The 16,053-nt window shown below is 62.3% G+C and carries 14 protein-coding genes; 8 read left to right on the forward strand and 6 right to left on the reverse strand.

Features of this window, described 5'->3' with window-relative positions; genetic code table 11:
• Window positions 1-47 precede the first annotated feature (47 nt).
• The 3 genes from Q8L50_RS04480 (at window position 48) to Q8L50_RS04490 (ending at window position 1,398) form a co-directional block, all read left to right on the forward strand.
• Entirely contained in the window at window positions 48-833 is a 786-nt protein-coding gene (locus Q8L50_RS04480; RefSeq protein ID WP_305347459.1) for a ZIP family metal transporter, read from the forward strand.
• A gap of 104 nt (window positions 834-937) precedes the next feature.
• On the forward strand, window positions 938-1,102 hold the full coding sequence (locus tag Q8L50_RS04485) for a hypothetical protein (RefSeq protein ID WP_305347460.1): 165 nt from the start codon (window positions 938-940) through the stop codon (window positions 1,100-1,102).
• A gap of 2 nt (window positions 1,103-1,104) precedes the next feature.
• Window positions 1,105-1,398: a hypothetical protein gene (locus Q8L50_RS04490; protein ID WP_305347461.1), complete on the forward strand. Its 294-nt coding sequence runs from the start codon at window positions 1,105-1,107 to the stop codon at window positions 1,396-1,398.
• Window positions 1,399-1,544: 146 nt separating this feature from the next.
• Here Q8L50_RS04490 and Q8L50_RS04495 read toward each other — a convergent pair whose 3' ends face one another.
• The gene (locus tag Q8L50_RS04495) at window positions 1,545-2,495 is read right to left on the reverse strand and encodes a sugar kinase (protein WP_305347462.1); all 951 of its coding nucleotides are present in this window, start codon (window positions 2,493-2,495) and stop codon (window positions 1,545-1,547) included.
• A gap of 279 nt (window positions 2,496-2,774) precedes the next feature.
• On the opposite strand from Q8L50_RS04495, the gene Q8L50_RS04500 reads away from it, so the two are divergent.
• Entirely contained in the window at window positions 2,775-3,257 is a 483-nt protein-coding gene (locus tag Q8L50_RS04500; RefSeq protein ID WP_305347463.1) for a hemerythrin domain-containing protein, read from the forward strand.
• Window positions 3,258-3,366: 109 nt separating this feature from the next.
• Here Q8L50_RS04500 and Q8L50_RS04505 read toward each other — a convergent pair whose 3' ends face one another.
• From Q8L50_RS04505 to Q8L50_RS04520, 4 genes are all read right to left on the reverse strand, one after another.
• The gene (locus Q8L50_RS04505) at window positions 3,367-5,940 is read right to left on the reverse strand and encodes a PAS domain S-box protein (RefSeq protein ID WP_305347464.1); all 2,574 of its coding nucleotides are present in this window, start codon (window positions 5,938-5,940) and stop codon (window positions 3,367-3,369) included.
• 63 nt (window positions 5,941-6,003) lie between these two features.
• Entirely contained in the window at window positions 6,004-6,906 is a 903-nt protein-coding gene (locus Q8L50_RS04510; protein WP_305347465.1) for a sulfurtransferase, read from the reverse strand.
• Window positions 6,907-6,936: 30 nt separating this feature from the next.
• Window positions 6,937-7,860, reverse strand: coding sequence for a DMT family transporter (locus Q8L50_RS04515; protein WP_305347466.1), 924 nt, complete (start codon window positions 7,858-7,860; stop codon window positions 6,937-6,939).
• Between the two features lie 101 nt (window positions 7,861-7,961).
• Window positions 7,962-9,080, reverse strand: a complete 1,119-nt coding sequence (locus tag Q8L50_RS04520; protein WP_305347467.1) for an aromatic ring-hydroxylating dioxygenase subunit alpha — start codon at window positions 9,078-9,080, stop codon at window positions 7,962-7,964.
• Between the two features lie 174 nt (window positions 9,081-9,254).
• Between Q8L50_RS04520 and xseB the strand changes: the two genes are divergently transcribed.
• The 4 genes from xseB to Q8L50_RS04540 all read left to right on the forward strand — a co-directional run bounded on the left by xseB (window position 9,255) and on the right by Q8L50_RS04540 (window position 13,867).
• Window positions 9,255-9,494 (forward strand): exodeoxyribonuclease VII small subunit, encoded by a 240-nt coding sequence (xseB, locus tag Q8L50_RS04525; RefSeq protein ID WP_305347468.1) that lies wholly within the window; start codon window positions 9,255-9,257, stop codon window positions 9,492-9,494.
• Window positions 9,495-9,498: 4 nt separating this feature from the next.
• Window positions 9,499-10,410, forward strand: a complete 912-nt coding sequence (locus Q8L50_RS04530; protein WP_370869750.1) for a polyprenyl synthetase family protein — start codon at window positions 9,499-9,501, stop codon at window positions 10,408-10,410.
• A 66-nt stretch (window positions 10,411-10,476) separates the two neighbouring features.
• Complete coding sequence (gene dxs / locus Q8L50_RS04535; protein ID WP_305347469.1) at window positions 10,477-12,375, forward strand: 1-deoxy-D-xylulose-5-phosphate synthase; 1,899 nt, start codon at window positions 10,477-10,479, stop codon at window positions 12,373-12,375.
• Window positions 12,376-12,784: 409 nt separating this feature from the next.
• A complete protein-coding gene (locus tag Q8L50_RS04540) occupies window positions 12,785-13,867 on the forward strand; it encodes a TRAP transporter substrate-binding protein (RefSeq protein WP_305347470.1) in 1,083 nt (360 codons plus the stop codon).
• 416 nt (window positions 13,868-14,283) lie between these two features.
• Here the strand turns inward: Q8L50_RS04540 and Q8L50_RS04545 are convergent, their stop codons facing one another.
• Window positions 14,284-16,041 (reverse strand): TRAP transporter large permease subunit, encoded by a 1,758-nt coding sequence (locus tag Q8L50_RS04545; RefSeq protein ID WP_305347471.1) that lies wholly within the window; start codon window positions 16,039-16,041, stop codon window positions 14,284-14,286.
• Between the last annotated feature and the right edge of the window lie 12 nt (window positions 16,042-16,053).

Below are 16,053 nucleotides of genomic sequence, written 5' to 3' on the forward strand. Positions count from 1 at the left end.
TATAACCTTATTGGGCCTCAGCCCTTATAGAACGGGCGTAAACAGCTATGACATTGATAGCAATTTTGACCGGCACCCTGGCCGCTGGCATTGGCAGCGTGTGGCTGGCGGCGCTGCTCAGCTTTGGTCTGCTGGCGCGCTACACCACCCACATGCTGAGTCTGGCCGCCGGGGCCCTGCTCGCCACCGCCTTCATGCACCTGCTGCCCGAAGCTTTTGAAAGTCAGGCTGGCGCGCAGGAGTTATTTGCAACCTTGCTGGTGGGGCTGGTGTTTTTCTTCCTGCTCGACAAAGCCGAGCTGTACCACCACGGTCACGAGCACCATGACCACCACGGCCCCGGTGCTCACAACGGCCACCATGACCACAGCCACGCCGGCAAGTCGGGGAGCTGGGCGGTGTTGACTGGCGACAGCGTGCATGCCTTCGGCGACGGTATTCTGATTGCCTCGGCCTTTGTGGCGGACATGCGCTTGGGTGTTATCACCGCGCTGGCAGTGCTGGCGCATGAGATACCGCACCATATGGGCGATCTGGTGGTGCTGCGCGCCACGTCCAGCAACCAGCGCGCGGCGCTGGTCAAAGTGTCGCTGGCGGGGGCGGTCACCGCGCTGGGCGGCTTGATTGGCTACGCGCTGGTGGACATGCTGCACGACTGGCTTCCCTATTTTCTGGTGGTCGCGTCCAGCAGTTTTGTCTATGTGGCGCTGGCCGATTTGATTCCGCAGCTGCAAAAGCGCTTGAGTGCCGGCGAAACCGTGGCGCAGATTGCCTGGCTGGGGGTCGGTATTGGCCTGGTCACTCTGGTCAGCGCGCTGGCTCACGGCAGCTGACCTGTCGGCGTGTCAGCCGCAGGCTGACACGAACAGTGCCTTGCTGCCTATAACTGCGTCTCCTGCCGCAGGTCATCATGGAGGCAATCAATCAAGGATGCGCCATGAAACTGCTCACCCCCCAAAATCGCCCCGCCAAACCCCGCCGAGCCCGCCGTCTGATGGTGGCCTACATTGCCTACTTCACCACCGTGTGTGCCAGCATGGCCGCTGCGGCGGCTGTAGTCACCGAATCCGCGCCCATCGTGCTGGTCGCGGCTGGTCTGTGACGATGCACGCAGAACCCCAAACATGGCCGGAACAGGTCACTGCGGCGCCCGGTAACGACAGCAACACCGACCCGACGCCGCCCTTGCCGGTTGATACGGGCCGCAATGCTGGCAAACGCGATCCCTCGGGCTCAAAGGGGCGAACTGCACGTCTCATGAGCGAGGAGCAGGAGTTCAACCACCACGAGCGCGATATGACTTTGGACAGTCGTGATCGCGAGGGTATGATTCGCGACCTCGACAATCCCGCTGTGGATCTGGAAGACAACCCGAAGGGCCATGGCCATGGCCACTGATCCCAACGTGCCTCCGCCGGAGCCGGTACAGCCACTGGCGACCCCGCCCAACCCCGGGCAGGTCCAGCCGACCCCCGTCCCCATGTGATGCATGACCCACTGATCAATAGCGGATCGCGCAATCAGGACAAGGGTTAGAGGCGAATTTATCTTCCGAAACCGGCGGTCAGCAGTTCCGCCCGCGTGGGCAGGCCCTCGCTGTCACCCAGCACCTGTACTGCACGCGCGCCTATCCACGCACCCCGGCGGACCGCCGCAGGGACGTCCTGCCCGGCCAGCAGTGCGCTGATCACGCCAACGGCAAAACCGTCCCCCGCACCCACCGTGTCCACGACCTTGTCCACCGGGAATCCGGGTACCTGCCCTTTGCCCTGAGCTCCCTCAAAATACGCGCCTTGCGCGCCGAGCTTGACCACCACCAGTTTTGCACCCCGCGCACGGTAGAAGGCGGCAATACCTTCGGGGCTGCTCTCCCCGGTCAATAGCCGGCCTTCCTCCAGTCCTGGCAGCACCCAGTCGGCGCGCGCGGCGAGTTCATTGATGGCGTCAACCATGATTTGCGGCGATGCCCACAGGGTGGGGCGCAGGTTGGGGTCAAACGACACGCTGCGCCCTGCGGCCCGCATGAGGTCCATACTGCGCCGCGCCAGCCCCAGCGCTGTGGCCGAAATTGCGGGGAATACACCCGTGGTGTGGAGGTGGCGCGCCGACAGCAACCAGTCGGGGTCGATGTCGCCGGCACCCATGTGGCTGACGGCCGAGCCCTTGCGGTGGTATTCAACGGGCGGATCGCTGCCGTCGACCACGCTGCCCTTGATCATGAAGCCGGTGGGTTGCGCGCTGCTCAGCGCCACGTGTGAACAGTCAATGCCTTCGGCGACCATTTCGCGGATCAGGTAGCGCCCCATCATGTCCGTTCCAAGACGGCTGGCCCAGCCGACTTTCAGGCCCAGGCGGCTCAGACCGATGGCGACATTGGTTTCCGCGCCGGCCGTGCGTTTGTGGAAAGAAGCGGCTTCTTCCAGCGCGCCGGGCCGGTCGGCCACCAGCAGCATCATGGCTTCACCGAAGGTGACAACATCCAGCGCGTGGGTCATGCTTGATACGGGGAGAGTACAGGATTCGTAAATCGTAGCACCCTGCACACGCTATCTGGTTGATAGCTTCATACGCTTTCTGGACAATGGCCGGAGGACGTTTGGCCTTCGTCGACAAGCAGGGTGCGACATCTCCGTGCTGTCCTACACCAAGATCAACGGCGTCTGACACAGGGCAAAGTGCGCTCTGCCTAAATTCGCTTTTGTGTCTGGCACCCGTCAGCCATGCAGCGCCACCGGTGCTGTGAGTGACCCATCCACTTATCCAGGAAGCCCACCATGAGCAAAGCACCTCCCAAGATGAACGATGCCGTCGACCTGCTCGATGCGGACCACATCGCCGTCAAGAAACTGTTCACCCAGTTCAAGAAACTCGCTGAAGCCAAAGCACCCGGCACAGAGCGCAAAGCGCTTGCCGACAAAATCTGCAAAGAGTTGACGGTGCATGCGGAGATTGAAGAGCAAATCTTCTACCCCGCCGCGCGCGAAGCCATCGGCGACGTCGCACTGCTCAACGAAGCTGAAGTCGAGCACGCCAGCGCCAAAGACCTCATCGCGCAAATTTCCGGCATGGACGCCGATGAAGAACTGTTCGACGCCAAGGTCATTGTCCTGGGCGAATACATCGACCACCACGTGCAAGAAGAACGTGAAGAGATGTTCCCGAAAGCCCGCAAGAGCGATATGGACCTCAAGGGCATGGTCGCCGAGCTGAAGGCGCTCAAGCAAGAGTTGCTGGCCAACTACGAAGCGACGGCCTGAGTGCAGATCTGCCCGCGGGACTTGGGGCTTGCTGCCGGATGTGCAGCAAGCCCTGCAAAGGACAGACCAGGCATCCAACCCCTGGCCTACGCTGCCTCAGGCAACAGACTCAGTCGGCCGTAGCGCTCCCGCGCGGATCAAAAGAAAAATAGAAACTTGCGCCTGCGCCTTCGACCGACTCGGCACGTATCGTGCCGCCGTGGCGTTCCAGAATGCGGTGCACAGTAGCCAGTCCTACGCCACTGCCTTCAAATTCGCTGTCATGGTGCAGGCGGTGGAAAGGCTTGAACAAACTGCCAGAAAAAGCCATGTTGAAACCGGCGCCGTTGTCTTTTACCAGCAACATGCGGCGGCCGTCTTCCCTGCGCGGGAGGGCGCTGAAGCTGATGCTGGCGTCGGCCCGATCCCGGGAGTACTTCCAGGCATTGCCCATCAGGTTTTCCAGGATGATGCGGGCAAACTTGCTGTCGCAGCGGGCAATGATCCCTGGCTCTATCTGCACCTGCACCTGCCGCTTGGGGTCGTGCTGCCGAAGCTGCGCCACCACGCTGTGCACCAACGCACTGAGGTCGACATCTTCCAGCACCAGCTGGCCCTTGCTGGCGCGCGCCAGGGCGAGCAGGTCGGTGATCAGTTCGTGCATACGCACCACGTTGCTGCGTACACGTTCGAACAAGCGCGACTCTTCCTCACTCAAACGCCCCTTCAGGCGCCGCGCCAGCAACACGGTGAACCCCTCGATGCTGCGCAGTGGCGACTGCAGGTCGTGCGAGACCGAATAGCCAAAAGACTCCAGTTCGGCGTTGGTCGCCTGAAGCTCTTCGGTGCGTTCGCGCACACGTTGCTCCAGGGTTTCGTTGAGACGGCGGATCTCGCGGTCCCGTCGCAAGCGCACCAGCTCGGAGGCGATGCGGCTGGCAAAAATCTGCAACAGTGCGTCCCGGTCCGGGGACACGGCTTGCGGCTTGCGCCACATGGCGTTGACGATGCCAATCGGCGTTCCATCGGCGTCGCGCAACGCCGCGCCGGCGTAGGCATGAAAGCCGCCATCGGCCAGGAAAGTGTCCTCCGGGAAAAGCTTCTGGATTCCCTGGCCGTAGACGCACAGGTCACCCTGGCCGATAGCTGTGTCGCAAGGGGTGCCCGACAGCGCGTAACTGATGTTGGGCTGCATCACGCCGTCCTGAATCATCGCCAGCGACGCGACGTTCTGGTTGTCCGGCGTTTCCCCGACCATCACGAGGTCGGCCCCCAGTGCCTTGCCAAGTTGTTGCACCGCCGACCGGAAAAAGGCCGTCCCGGTATCAGCCGCCAGACCCTTGGCCATGTCAATCAGCAGGGCTTCGCGGCGTTTTTGGTCACTGATGTTGACGGTTGAACTGAGAACGCAGGGCTCGCCGCTGATCTCCACAATCACGGCCCACATGCGGCAATCAATGAGGCGGCCGTCCTTGTGGCGCATCTGCGTTTCGAGACCGTCGACCCGGCCCCGCGTGCGCAGTGCTTCAAGAAATCCCTGACGATCCGCTTCGTCGCGCCAAACCCGCGCTTCGACCGAGGTCCGGCCGACCAATTCATCTGCGGTATACCCGTTTAACCGCCCTTCGACTGCATTGACCGCGATATAGGTTCCGTCGGAGACACGGGTGATGGCCATGTCGATGGGACTGAAGTCAAAGGCTTTGGAGAACAGTTCCGCCGACTGGCGCGCCGCTTGTCGGGCCTGCATTTCGGCGGTGGCATCGGTGATGGTGGACACCACAATGCGGGCGTCGCCTTTGCCTTCGATTTCGCTGGACAGCAGGATGTACATCAGGCTGCCATCGCGCGCGCGGGCCTGAGTAGACAGGTTGAGCACGCGTCCGGTTTCGGCCACCTGGCGATGAAAAGCCTTGCGATCCCGGGCCTGGGCCCACAATGCCTCATCGGTACGGCCGAGAATGTCGGCGCGCGCATAGCCATAGAGGCGTTCGAATGCGGGGTTCACGTCCAGCACCATCAAATCCTGTAGCGACTGCACCACGATGGCTGCCGGGCTGCTGCGGAAAATACGCCGGAAGCGGTCTTCACTGATCGCCAGCGCATGTTCTGCCTGCTCGCGCCGCTCGAGCTCTGCACGCTGGTCGTGCAGAGCCCGCAAGACAACCTCGCGGCTGGAATAGATGCCTATGCCGGTTCCGACCATCAGCATCACGTGCAGCAACCAGAACCGCAGGCCCACTGCCAGGTCGGGCTGGGCCATGACGCCTGCCTGCTCAGCCCAGGTCAACGCGCCGAGCGCTGCCGCACTCAGTGCCACCGCCGCAATGAGGGCCTTTTTGCCCAGCGCCATGCCTGCCGTCACCACCGCCGCGGTGAACCCCACCACGACAGCGCTGCGCACAGAGCCAAAGGCGTAAATACCCGCCGACGTACAGATGATCAATGAAAAAACCAGCAGATGGCCTGCCCGCTGGTAGTGGCCACGACGCAGCAGCCCGTGCGCCCCAACCGCAGTGACCAGGGTCGCAAAAAGAATGAAGACTTCGATCCACGGGCGGTTTTGCAGCAGCGAGACTGCCATCAGTATCGGCACCCCGACCAGCAGCACCAGCGTTACGGCCTGAAGGCCTCGTGCGTGGCGTTTTTGAATCAGCTCTTCGGGTAGAAGGTAGGCCGACTCCGGCGGCGGAGTGGAGGGCATGGAGGGCATGGTTTACCGCTTGATACTAGCGCGGTGTGGAGCAGTTTCAGCTATTTTTTTCAATCACACGCCGCGCGCCACGGGGCGGCGGCTGTCGCTGCACCAGTCGCTCCAGCTGCCCGCGTACAGGGCGCTGCGGCCCAGCCCTGCGATTTCCATCGCCATCAGGTTGGGCACAGCGCTCACGCCGCTGCCGCAGTGGTGCACCACGCTGGCCGGGTCGCGACCGTCCAGCAGCGCCAGAAATTCCTCACGCAGTTGTTCGGCCGGTTTGAACTTGCCGTCCGGTCCCAGGTTCTGGCTGAAAGGGCGGTTCAATGCGCCCGGTATGTGGCCGGCTACCGGGTCAAGGGGCTCAACCTCACCGCGAAAGCGCGCGGGCGCTCTGGCATCTATCAGCGTCTGGCCGGTTTGTGCCAACCGGGCGGCAACCGTCTGACCATCGACCAGTGACGCTTTCTCGGGGCCGGGAAAAAAGCTCGCCTGGAAATGCGCCGGCTCTTCACCGTTGTTCACCACGCCCCCCGCCGCCTGCCACGCCTGCAGACCCCCATCGAGCACAGCCACCGCCTCATGGCCGGCCCACTTGAGCATCCACCACAGGCGACCGCAGTAGTTGGCACCCTGGCGGTCGTAGACCACCGCCTGCATGTCATTGGCAAAACCCACGCTGGACAGCCAGATGGCAAATTTTTCGCGGTTGGGCAAGGGGTGGCGCCCGCCAGAAGCCGGCTGGTCGGCGCCCTCATGCGCCGTCAGCACGCCATGTGCGCCGGGTACGCCGTGTTTGGCGCTGAGGTCGGTATCGAGGTTGGCGTAGATCGCGCCGGGGATATGCGCCTGAAGATACTGCTGGCGCCCCGCCTGCGGCTGCATCAGGTCAAAGCTGCAATCAAAAACCCGGCAGCGACCGGGGCTGGCCAGCAGTGTTTTCAGCTGTTCGGCGGAAATCAGGGTGGTGTACATGGCGACTCCCAATCGGTGGCGGACAATTTCTCAGTGTTCTTCGGCTGGCGACCCTGGCGCCGCGCGGGCGCGCAACACCGTAGCTGCAATGCCGCTGGCCACAATCAGTGCCATGCCGGCCCAGCCGATCAGGGGGATGGTGTCGCCAAACAGCACAAGGCTGTAAACCGAACCGAACACGATGCCAGCGTACTGCAAATTGGCCACCACCAGCGTGGCGCTGCGGGTTTTGGCCAGGCTGTAGGCGCGGGTCATGCACAACTGGCCAAGCGAGGCGAGTACTCCCATAGGGATCAGCCAGAGCGCCGGCCTCCAGTGCCATTCAGACAGGCCGGTCACCAGCATGCCCAGGGCACCGGCCAGCGCAGATCCGACCGCGAAGTAAAACACCGTGCGCACTTCAGGCTCACCCACCCGCGCCAGCGCCATGACCTGCATGTAGGCAAACGCTGCGAGCATGCCCGACATCAGGCCTATCAGTCCGGCAAAGGCCTGGTTCTGTTCGATCGTGGGCCTGAGCATCATCACCACGCCGATGAAGCCGGTGATCACGGTCAGCACCAGAGGACCTTGTGACTGAAAGGTGCCGGCTGCGGTTTTTCCGCTGGCCGGCAGCAGTCCCATCAGCAAGGCACCGCCGACCAGAAAGGCCGCAATCCAGACGCTGCTCATGTAGTTGAGTGTCATGGCGGTGGCCAGCGGCAGGTGGGCGATGGCATAAAACCAGGCGCCCAGCGAGATCACGCCGACCAGACTGCGCCACATGTGCATGCCGGGATACCGCGTGGCCAGGCCCACGCCGCGCCCCCGCGCCCAGACCCACATGAACAGCACACCGAGCAGGCCGCGGTAAAACACCAGCTCGGCCATGTTGAAGTGGGCCGATGCGAACTTCACACAGACCGCCATCGTGGCAAAGAAAAAGGCCGCGGCCAACATCCAGAGGGCTTGCATGGTGTTGCTTTCGCCTTAGAGGTAAAAACGGGCGTCAGCCCTTGTGTGGCAAGCGCAAACAGCTACGAAAGTGATAGCGGATGGGGTGCGGGGTGCAGGCATCAAAGCATTTGTGTGGTTTTGCTCGCGCCCATTTCGCGGCGGTACCACTCGTGAAAATGCTGCATGCCGTCTTCCATCGGGCTCTGGTAGGGGCCAAACTCGTTGTCGCCGCGCTGCATCAATGCCTTGCGTCCGGCGTCCATGCTGAGCGCAATTTCGTCGTCCTCGACGCAGGTCTCCATGTAGGCGGCTTGCTGCGCGTCCATGAACTCGCGCTCAAAGGCGCAGATTTCCTCAGGATAGAAAAACTCCACCACATTGAGCGTCTTGTCCGGTCCCTGGGGGTGCAGGGTACTGACCACCAACGCGTGCGGGTACCACTCGACCATCACATTCGGGTAATAAGTCAGCCAGATGGCGCCGTATTTGGGGGGCACGCCGTGGCGGTATTGAAGCACCACGTCGTGCCATTTTTTGTAGATGTCGGTGCCGGGCTTGCCGAGTTTGTCGGAGACACCGACGGTCTGCACCGAGTAGTGCGGCGTCAACTCCCAGCGCAGGTCGTCGGTGGTGACAAAGGCACCCAGGCCCGGGTGGTAGGGGCCAACGTGGTAATCCTCCAGATAGACCTCGATGAAGGTTTTCCAGTTGTAGTTGCACTCATGCAGGTGAACGCGATCCAGCTGGTAGCCGGTGAAATCGAGGTCGGGCATGGCGCCCAGTGGCGCCATCTCGGCACCGATGTCGCGGCCATTGTCTTCAAACACCAGACCGTTCCAGGTGCTGGTTTTGTAGCGGTTCAGGTTCAGGCAGGGGTCGACCTCAAAATGCGGCGCGCCTATCAGCTCGCCAGTGGTGTTGTAGGTCCAGCGGTGCAGCGGGCAGACAATATTGTTGCCGGTGTTGCCACGGCCCTGCAGCATGGTGGACTGGCGGTGCCGGCAGACGTTGGAGATCAACTCGACCCCGCCGGCATTACGCACCAGCGCGCGGCCGCCGAGCTCTTGGGGCAACGCATGGTAGTCACCCAGATTCGGCACCGACAGCTCGTGCCCCACATAACGCGGACCGCGGGCAAAGAGCTTTTGCTGTTCCCGCTGGTAGAGGCCGGCATCGAAGTAGCTGGAGATCGGAAGCTGGCTGGTGGCCTGCAGGTGGCGAAGGCTTAGATCAGACATGCGGTGGCCGAAACAGGGGGTTTCGGTAGAGGTAGGTCAAGAAACTGTCAGCCGGTCACGGGGGCGAACGCTGCGGGCGGGAGGAGCGGGTAATTGTACTGCGCCGACCCGCCTGCCCGGGCCATGCAGCTCGCCCGCCACAACGGCCTAAAATCAGCGCTGCGACAAATAGCCATGGCCAAAACATCCTCCCCCCCCGTCCCCGCCGCCCCGGTCAGTTACGAAGCCGGCCTGGAAGAGCTTGAAGCCCTGGTGGCCCGCCTTGAGTCGGGCCAGTTGCCGCTGGATCAGCTGCTGACGGGCTACCAGCGTAGCGCTGAGCTGCTCAAGTTCTGCCGCGACCGGCTGGAAGCCGTCGAAAACCAGATCAAGGTGCTTGAGGGCGGTGAGCTCAAGCCCTGGAACCCCGAGTAAATCCGTGAGTCCATACACCTCTTTTGCGCTGGACGCCTGGAGCGCCCGGCAACTGGGCGCGGTGGAACACGCCCTGCAGCGCTGGGTGGCGCCGCCCGAGCCGGTGCCAGCCCCGGCGGGCCTGGGCGATGCAATGCGTTACGCCGTGCTCGACGGCGGCAAACGCCTGCGCCCGCTGTTGGTCATGGCGGCTTGCGAGGCGGTGGACGGCAACCCTGCGGCGGCGCTGCGTGTGGCTTGCGCGGTGGAGCTGATACACGCCTATTCGCTGGTGCACGACGACATGCCGTGTATGGACAACGATGTGCTGCGGCGCGGCAAACCCACTGTCCATGTGAAGTTTGGCCAGGCGCAGGCCCTGCTGGCCGGCGACGCCTTGCAGGCGCTGGCGTTTGAGCTGTTGACACCGGACGACGGATCGGTGGATCCGGCGGTACAGGCGACCCTGTGCCGCATGCTCGCGCAGGCGGCCGGCCACCAGGGCATGGCCGGCGGGCAGGCGATTGACCTGGCCAGTGTCGGCAGGGCCCTGACTTCAGAACAGCTGCACGACATGCACCGGCTGAAAACCGGCGCCTTGCTGCAGGCCAGCGTGATGATGGGCGCGTCCTGTGGCGTCGCTCCGGCGGCGGCGCGGGACGCACTGCGTGACTATGGTGCGGCGGTAGGCCTGGCCTTTCAGGTGGTGGACGATATTCTCGATGTGACCGCCGATTCCGCCACTCTGGGTAAAACCGCAGGCAAGGATGCGGCCCAGGACAAGCCCACTTTTGTGTCGCTGATGGGGCTGACGGCGTCGCGCAATTACGCGCAGGAGCTGCTGTCGCAAGCGCATCACAGCCTGAAGGCCAGTGAGCTCGGGCACATTGATGCACTCAGCGCCCTGGCCGATATGCTGGTGAACCGCAACACTTGAGCAGCCCCTGAGATTCGCATAGAAACTGCTACCTCCGACACCCCACATCAGCTACAAGACCCCACGATGTACCCTTTGCTTGAAACCATCCACAGTCCCGCAGACTTGCGCCTGCTGCCAAGGGCCCAGCTCAAGGCGCTGGCCGACGAGTTGCGGGCCTATCTGCTGCACAGCGTGTCGCAAACCGGTGGGCACCTGAGCTCGAATCTGGGCACGGTTGAGCTCACGGTCGCCTTGCATTACGTGTTCAGCACGCCCGATGACCGGCTGGTCTGGGACGTGGGCCATCAGACCTACCCGCACAAGATCCTGACCGGCCGGCGCGACCGCATGGGCAGCCTGCGCCAGATGGGTGGTCTCAGCGGGTTTCCCCGGCGCGACGAAAGCGAGTACGACACCTTCGGCACCGCCCATTCGTCCACCTCGATATCGGCGGCGCTTGGCATGGCGATGGCGGCCAAACAAAAGGGCGAAGAGCGCCATGCGGTCGCCATCATTGGCGACGGCGCCATGAGCGCTGGCATGGCGTTTGAGGCGATGAACAACGCCGGTGTCTGCGACTGCAAGCTGCTGGTGGTGCTCAACGACAACGACATGAGCATCAGTCCGCCGGTCGGTGCGCTCAACCGCTACCTGGCGCAGTTGATGAGCGGGCAGTTTTACGCCTCGGCCAAAAACGTCGGCAAGCAGGTGCTCAAGGTCGCGCCGCCGCTGTTTGAGCTGGCCAAGCGACTTGAATCCCACGCCAAAGGCATGGTGGTGCCGGCCACCCTGTTTGAAAATTTCGGATTCAACTACATCGGTCCGATCGACGGCCACGACCTTGAGTCGCTGATCCCCACGCTGGAAAACATCAAACACCTGATGGACAAGGGCGAGGGCCCTCAGTTTTTGCATGTGGTGACCAAAAAAGGCCAGGGCTACAAGCTGGCCGAAGCCGATCCGGTGGCCTACCACGGGCCCGGCAAGTTCGACCCCGCCATGGGGCTGCAAAAATCAAGCGCACCCGCCAAACAGACTTTCACCCAGGTGTTTGGTCACTGGCTTTGCGACATGGCTGAACAAGACCAACGTCTGGTCGGTATCACCCCGGCGATGCGTGAGGGCTCGGGGATGGTCGAGTTTCACCAGCGTTTCCCGGATCGTTATTACGACGTAGGCATTGCCGAGCAGCACGCCGTCACCTTTGCAGCGGGCATGGCCTGTGAGGGGCTGAAACCGGTGGTGGCCATTTATTCCACATTCTTGCAGCGCGGCTACGACCAGCTGATCCACGATGTAGCGCTGCAAAATTTGCCTGTGGTGTTTGCGTTGGACCGCGCCGGCCTGGTGGGCGCCGACGGTGCCACGCACGCCGGTGCCTACGACATACCGTTTTTGCGCTGCATCCCGAACATGAGTGTGGCCTGCCCGGCCGATGAAAACGAGTGCCGCATGTTGCTCAGCAGCGCATTTGCGCAAAACCACCCGGTGGCGGTGCGTTACCCGCGCGGCGCCGGTGCGGGTGTGGCCACGCAGCCCGGCCTGGAGGCACTGCCTTTCGGCAAAGGCGAGGTGCGCCGTGAGGGCAAGGGACTGGCCATTCTGGCCTTTGGCACCCTGCTTTATCCGGCGCTGCAGGCCGCCGAAAAACTAGGTGCCACCGTGGTCAACATGCGATGGGCCAAGCCAGTTGACACGGAGTTGTTGCTGCGGGTTGCGGCTGGCCATGACGCGCTGGTCACGCTCGAAGAAGGCGCGGTGATGGGCGGTGCGGGCAGTGCGGTCGCCGAGGCATTGGCGGCGGCCGGCGTCAGCAAGCCGCTGTTGCAGCTGGGCCTGCGCGACGAGTTCACCGAGCATGGCGACCCCGCCAGATTGCTTGCGCTCCAGGGGCTGGACGCAGCCGGCATTGAACAATCCATCGTGCAGCGTTTTGGTGTGTTGCCCGCACCGGCCCAGCGGCCGCTGAAATCGGTCGCATGACCTGCCACGGGTATGACAAACCAGATGCAGGGTGACAGCGGCGCTGCCGCCATGCCGGATGTGCGCAATGGCAGCTACCGGGTGGATGCCACCCACTTTGAGTAGATTCATGCGCGCGATGTGTACGCCGTCATCGAGCATTGCAAGGATGGGTGCTGATCAGCATTGCTGACAGAACGCTGAGGGCGGCGCTGCGCAGGCGCCGTTTTGAGGGAAAACCCGCGCGAGTCACCTGAGGGACATCCCTACAATCCGCGCAACAACTGCTTGATACAGGCCGTTGTGCCTGCGGTTTGCGTCACTGGGGTTAAGCCTCGGTGGGTAATTCCCGATGCGAGAGGAGGGAGTGGCTTCTACACTCGCAGGTGGTTGTACCTTATCAATTCTTTCACTACTGAGGAGCTTGCTCATGGATCGTCGTTCCCTTATCAAAAACGCTGGCATTGCCGGCGTACTGGCCGCCGGCATTGCGCCAGCGGTGCACGCGCAGGGCGCTGCCATTCGCTGGCGCCTTGCGTCCAGCTTCCCCAAATCGCTGGACACCATTTTTGGCGGTGCTGAAACCTTCGCCAAAAAAGTGAGTGACATGAGTGGTGGAAAATTCACCATCAGCACCCATGCTGCTGGCGAGTTGATGCCCGCGTTCGGTGTGGTCGATGGCGTGCAAAACGGCACCGTTGAGTGCTGCCACACCGCGCCCTACTACTTCTTCGGCAAGGACGAAACCTTTGCACTCGGTTGTGCGATTCCTTTCGGCCTGAACAGCCGCCAGATGACGGCCTGGATGTACCAAGGCAATGGCATGACGCTGATGCGCGAGTTCTACGCCAAGTACAACATCGTCAATTTCCCGGCTGGCAATACAGGTTGCCAGATGGGCGGCTGGTACCGCAAGGAAATCAAGTCGGTCAAGGACATGAAGGGCCTGAAGATGCGCATCGGCGGCTTCGGCGGCAAGGTGCTGGAGCGCATGGGCTCCGTGCCGCAGAACATTCCTGGCGGCGAGATTTACCAGGCCCTGGAAAAAGGCACGATTGACGCAGCCGAATGGGTTGGCCCTTACGATGACCAGAAGCTCGGCTTCAACAAGGTCGCCCCGTTTTACCACTATCCTGGCTGGTGGGAAGGTGGCCCCCAGCTGGACGTGTTTGTCAACAACAAGGCCTACGATGCGCTGTCCGCAGACAACAAGGCCATCGTCGAGGCGGCTGCAGCGTATGCCCACGTCGAGATGCAGGCCAAGTACGACGCCAAGAATCCGACCGCTTTGAAGCAACTCGTTGGCAACAAAACCAAGGTTGTGCCTTTCCCCAAGGACGTGCTGGATCTTGCCTTCAAGGAGTCCATGGCCCTGTATTCCGAAATCAGCGCCAGGAACCCGGCCTGGAAAAAAGTGTACGAGGACTACGCTACTTTCCGCCGCGACCAGAACCTGTGGTTCCGTTTCACGGAAGCCCGTTTCGACAACTTCATGCAGGCCCAGAAGCTCTGAGCCGGTTGCTTCTTTGCTTCTCCAAAAGCCCCGCTCTGCGGGGCTTTTTTTATGCCCGCAGCATGCGCGCTCGCTGGAACCGGCAGCCACCCACAGGCTGACTGCTGCGAGCAGAGTGCGGTGCAGGTGAATGAAGACAATCCCGACGTCCTGAGGGCGCGCTGGTTGAGCGTAGTGGCTGACCATTGGCATGGGGGGCAGACCTGCACTCAGGGGAATTCATAGCCGGCGCCTTGGTGGAGGGCATGCCCTTGCATGCGCGTACCTCAGGCCCGACGATATCGCGGGCGTCACTTCCTGATGGACGGAAAAGCGTCGGCGCCGCCATATGAGGAGGTGGGGTTAAAAAAAAGCCCCGGCATGCGCCGGGGCTTTTTGACCTTGCAAAGCGACCGCCTTGCGAGGGCGGGTGGACCTTACTTCTTGTCCTTGGCCATGGAGTCCTGCATGGCTTTCATCGGGTCGTCATCGGCAAGCTTCTTCTCGGCATCGGCTTCCGCCGCACTGCCAGGCGCTGGAGGGGCTTCCACCGGCTCTTCCTGAACCTGCAGGATGACCTTGTCCAGGTCGATCTTCTCGACCTTGTCCAGGCCGCTGGACACAATGCCCGGGAAGGCAATGATCAGGCCGACCATGACGACCTGGATCAGGACAAAGGGAACGGCCCCCCAGTAGATCTGCATGGTGGTCACTGGCTGAATCAGCTTGTTGGTGACCTTGTCGGTGTATTCCTTGATGGGCGCGACGCTGCGCAGGTAGAACAAGGCGAAACCAAAAGGCGGGTGCATGAAGGAGGTCTGCATGTTGACAGCCAGCAATACGCCGAACCAGATCAGGTCAATGCCGAGCTTTTCGGCTACCGGGGCCAGCAGCGGCACCACGATGAAGGACAACTCAAAGAAGTCCAGGAAGAAGGCCAGGAAGAAGATCAGCACGTTGACCACGATCAGGAAGCCTACCTGGCCGCCGGGCAGGCCGCTGAGCAGGTGCTCGACCCATTTCGGTCCGTCCACGCCCTGGAACACCAGGCTGAAAATCGTCGAACCGATCAGGATGAAGACCACAAAACAAGATAACTTGGTGGTGGTGTTGAGTGCCTGCTTGAGCAGCGAGAAGCTCAGGCGGCGGCGCACAAACGCCATGATCAGCGCGCCGAGTGCGCCCATGGCCCCGCCTTCGGTCGGCGTGGCAATGCCGAGGAAAATCGTGCCGAGTACCAGGAAGATCAGTAGCAGCGGCGGAATCAACACAAAGGTCACGCGTTCAGCCATGCGCGACAGCAGTCCCAGGCGGGTAACCTTGTTGATCACAGCGATAAGCAGGGCCAGCAGCACGCCTGCGCACATGGAGACCACGATGGTCTCATCGAGAGGCACCGAGGCGACGGTCTCGCCTTTCCACCAGGTCTGGACGTCGGCATAGTGTTTGGCGAAATAGATTGCGCTGCCGGACGCAGCGATCGTCAGCAGCAGCAACGACAGCAGTCCGGCCTTGCCGTCGTCCTCGCGGATGGTGCGCGCCTCGGGCGGCAGCGCGGGCACCCATTGCGGCTTGATGAAGGCCAGCACGAAGACGTAACCCACATACATGCCGGTCAGGATAAAACCGGGGACGAAGGCGCCCTTGTACATATCGCCGACACTGCGGCCCAGCTGGTCGGCCAGGATGATCAGCACCAGCGAAGGCGGAATGATTTGCGCCAGGGTGCCGGAAGCGGCAATCACCCCCGAGGCGATGCGCCTGTCGTAACCGTAACGCAGCATGATGGGCAGTGAAATCAGGCCCATGGAAATCACCGATGCCGCGACAACGCCAGTGGTGGCCGCCAGCAGGGCGCCGACCAGAATCACCGCGATGGCCAGGCCGCCGCGCAGCGGACCGAAGAGCTGGCCGATGGTGTCCAGCAGATCTTCGGCCATGCCGCTGCGCTCCAGTACCAGACCCATCAGCGTGAAGAAGGGGATGGCCAGCAGGGTATCGTTCTGCATGATGCCGAAGAGGCGCAGAGGCAGGGCCTGTAGCAGGGCTTCCGGCAATACGCCGAGTTCAACACCGATGAAACCGAAGAACAGGCCGCAGGCGCCGAGGCTGAACGCCACCGGAAAGCCCATCAGCAGAAAAACGATCAGCCCCAGAAACATGATGGGGGCGAGGTTGGAGATGAAAAATTCCATGATGTGTCCCGA

The sequence above is a fragment of the Polaromonas sp. genome (assembly GCF_030680935.1).
GTDB lineage: Bacteria > Pseudomonadota > Gammaproteobacteria > Burkholderiales > Burkholderiaceae_C > Polaromonas.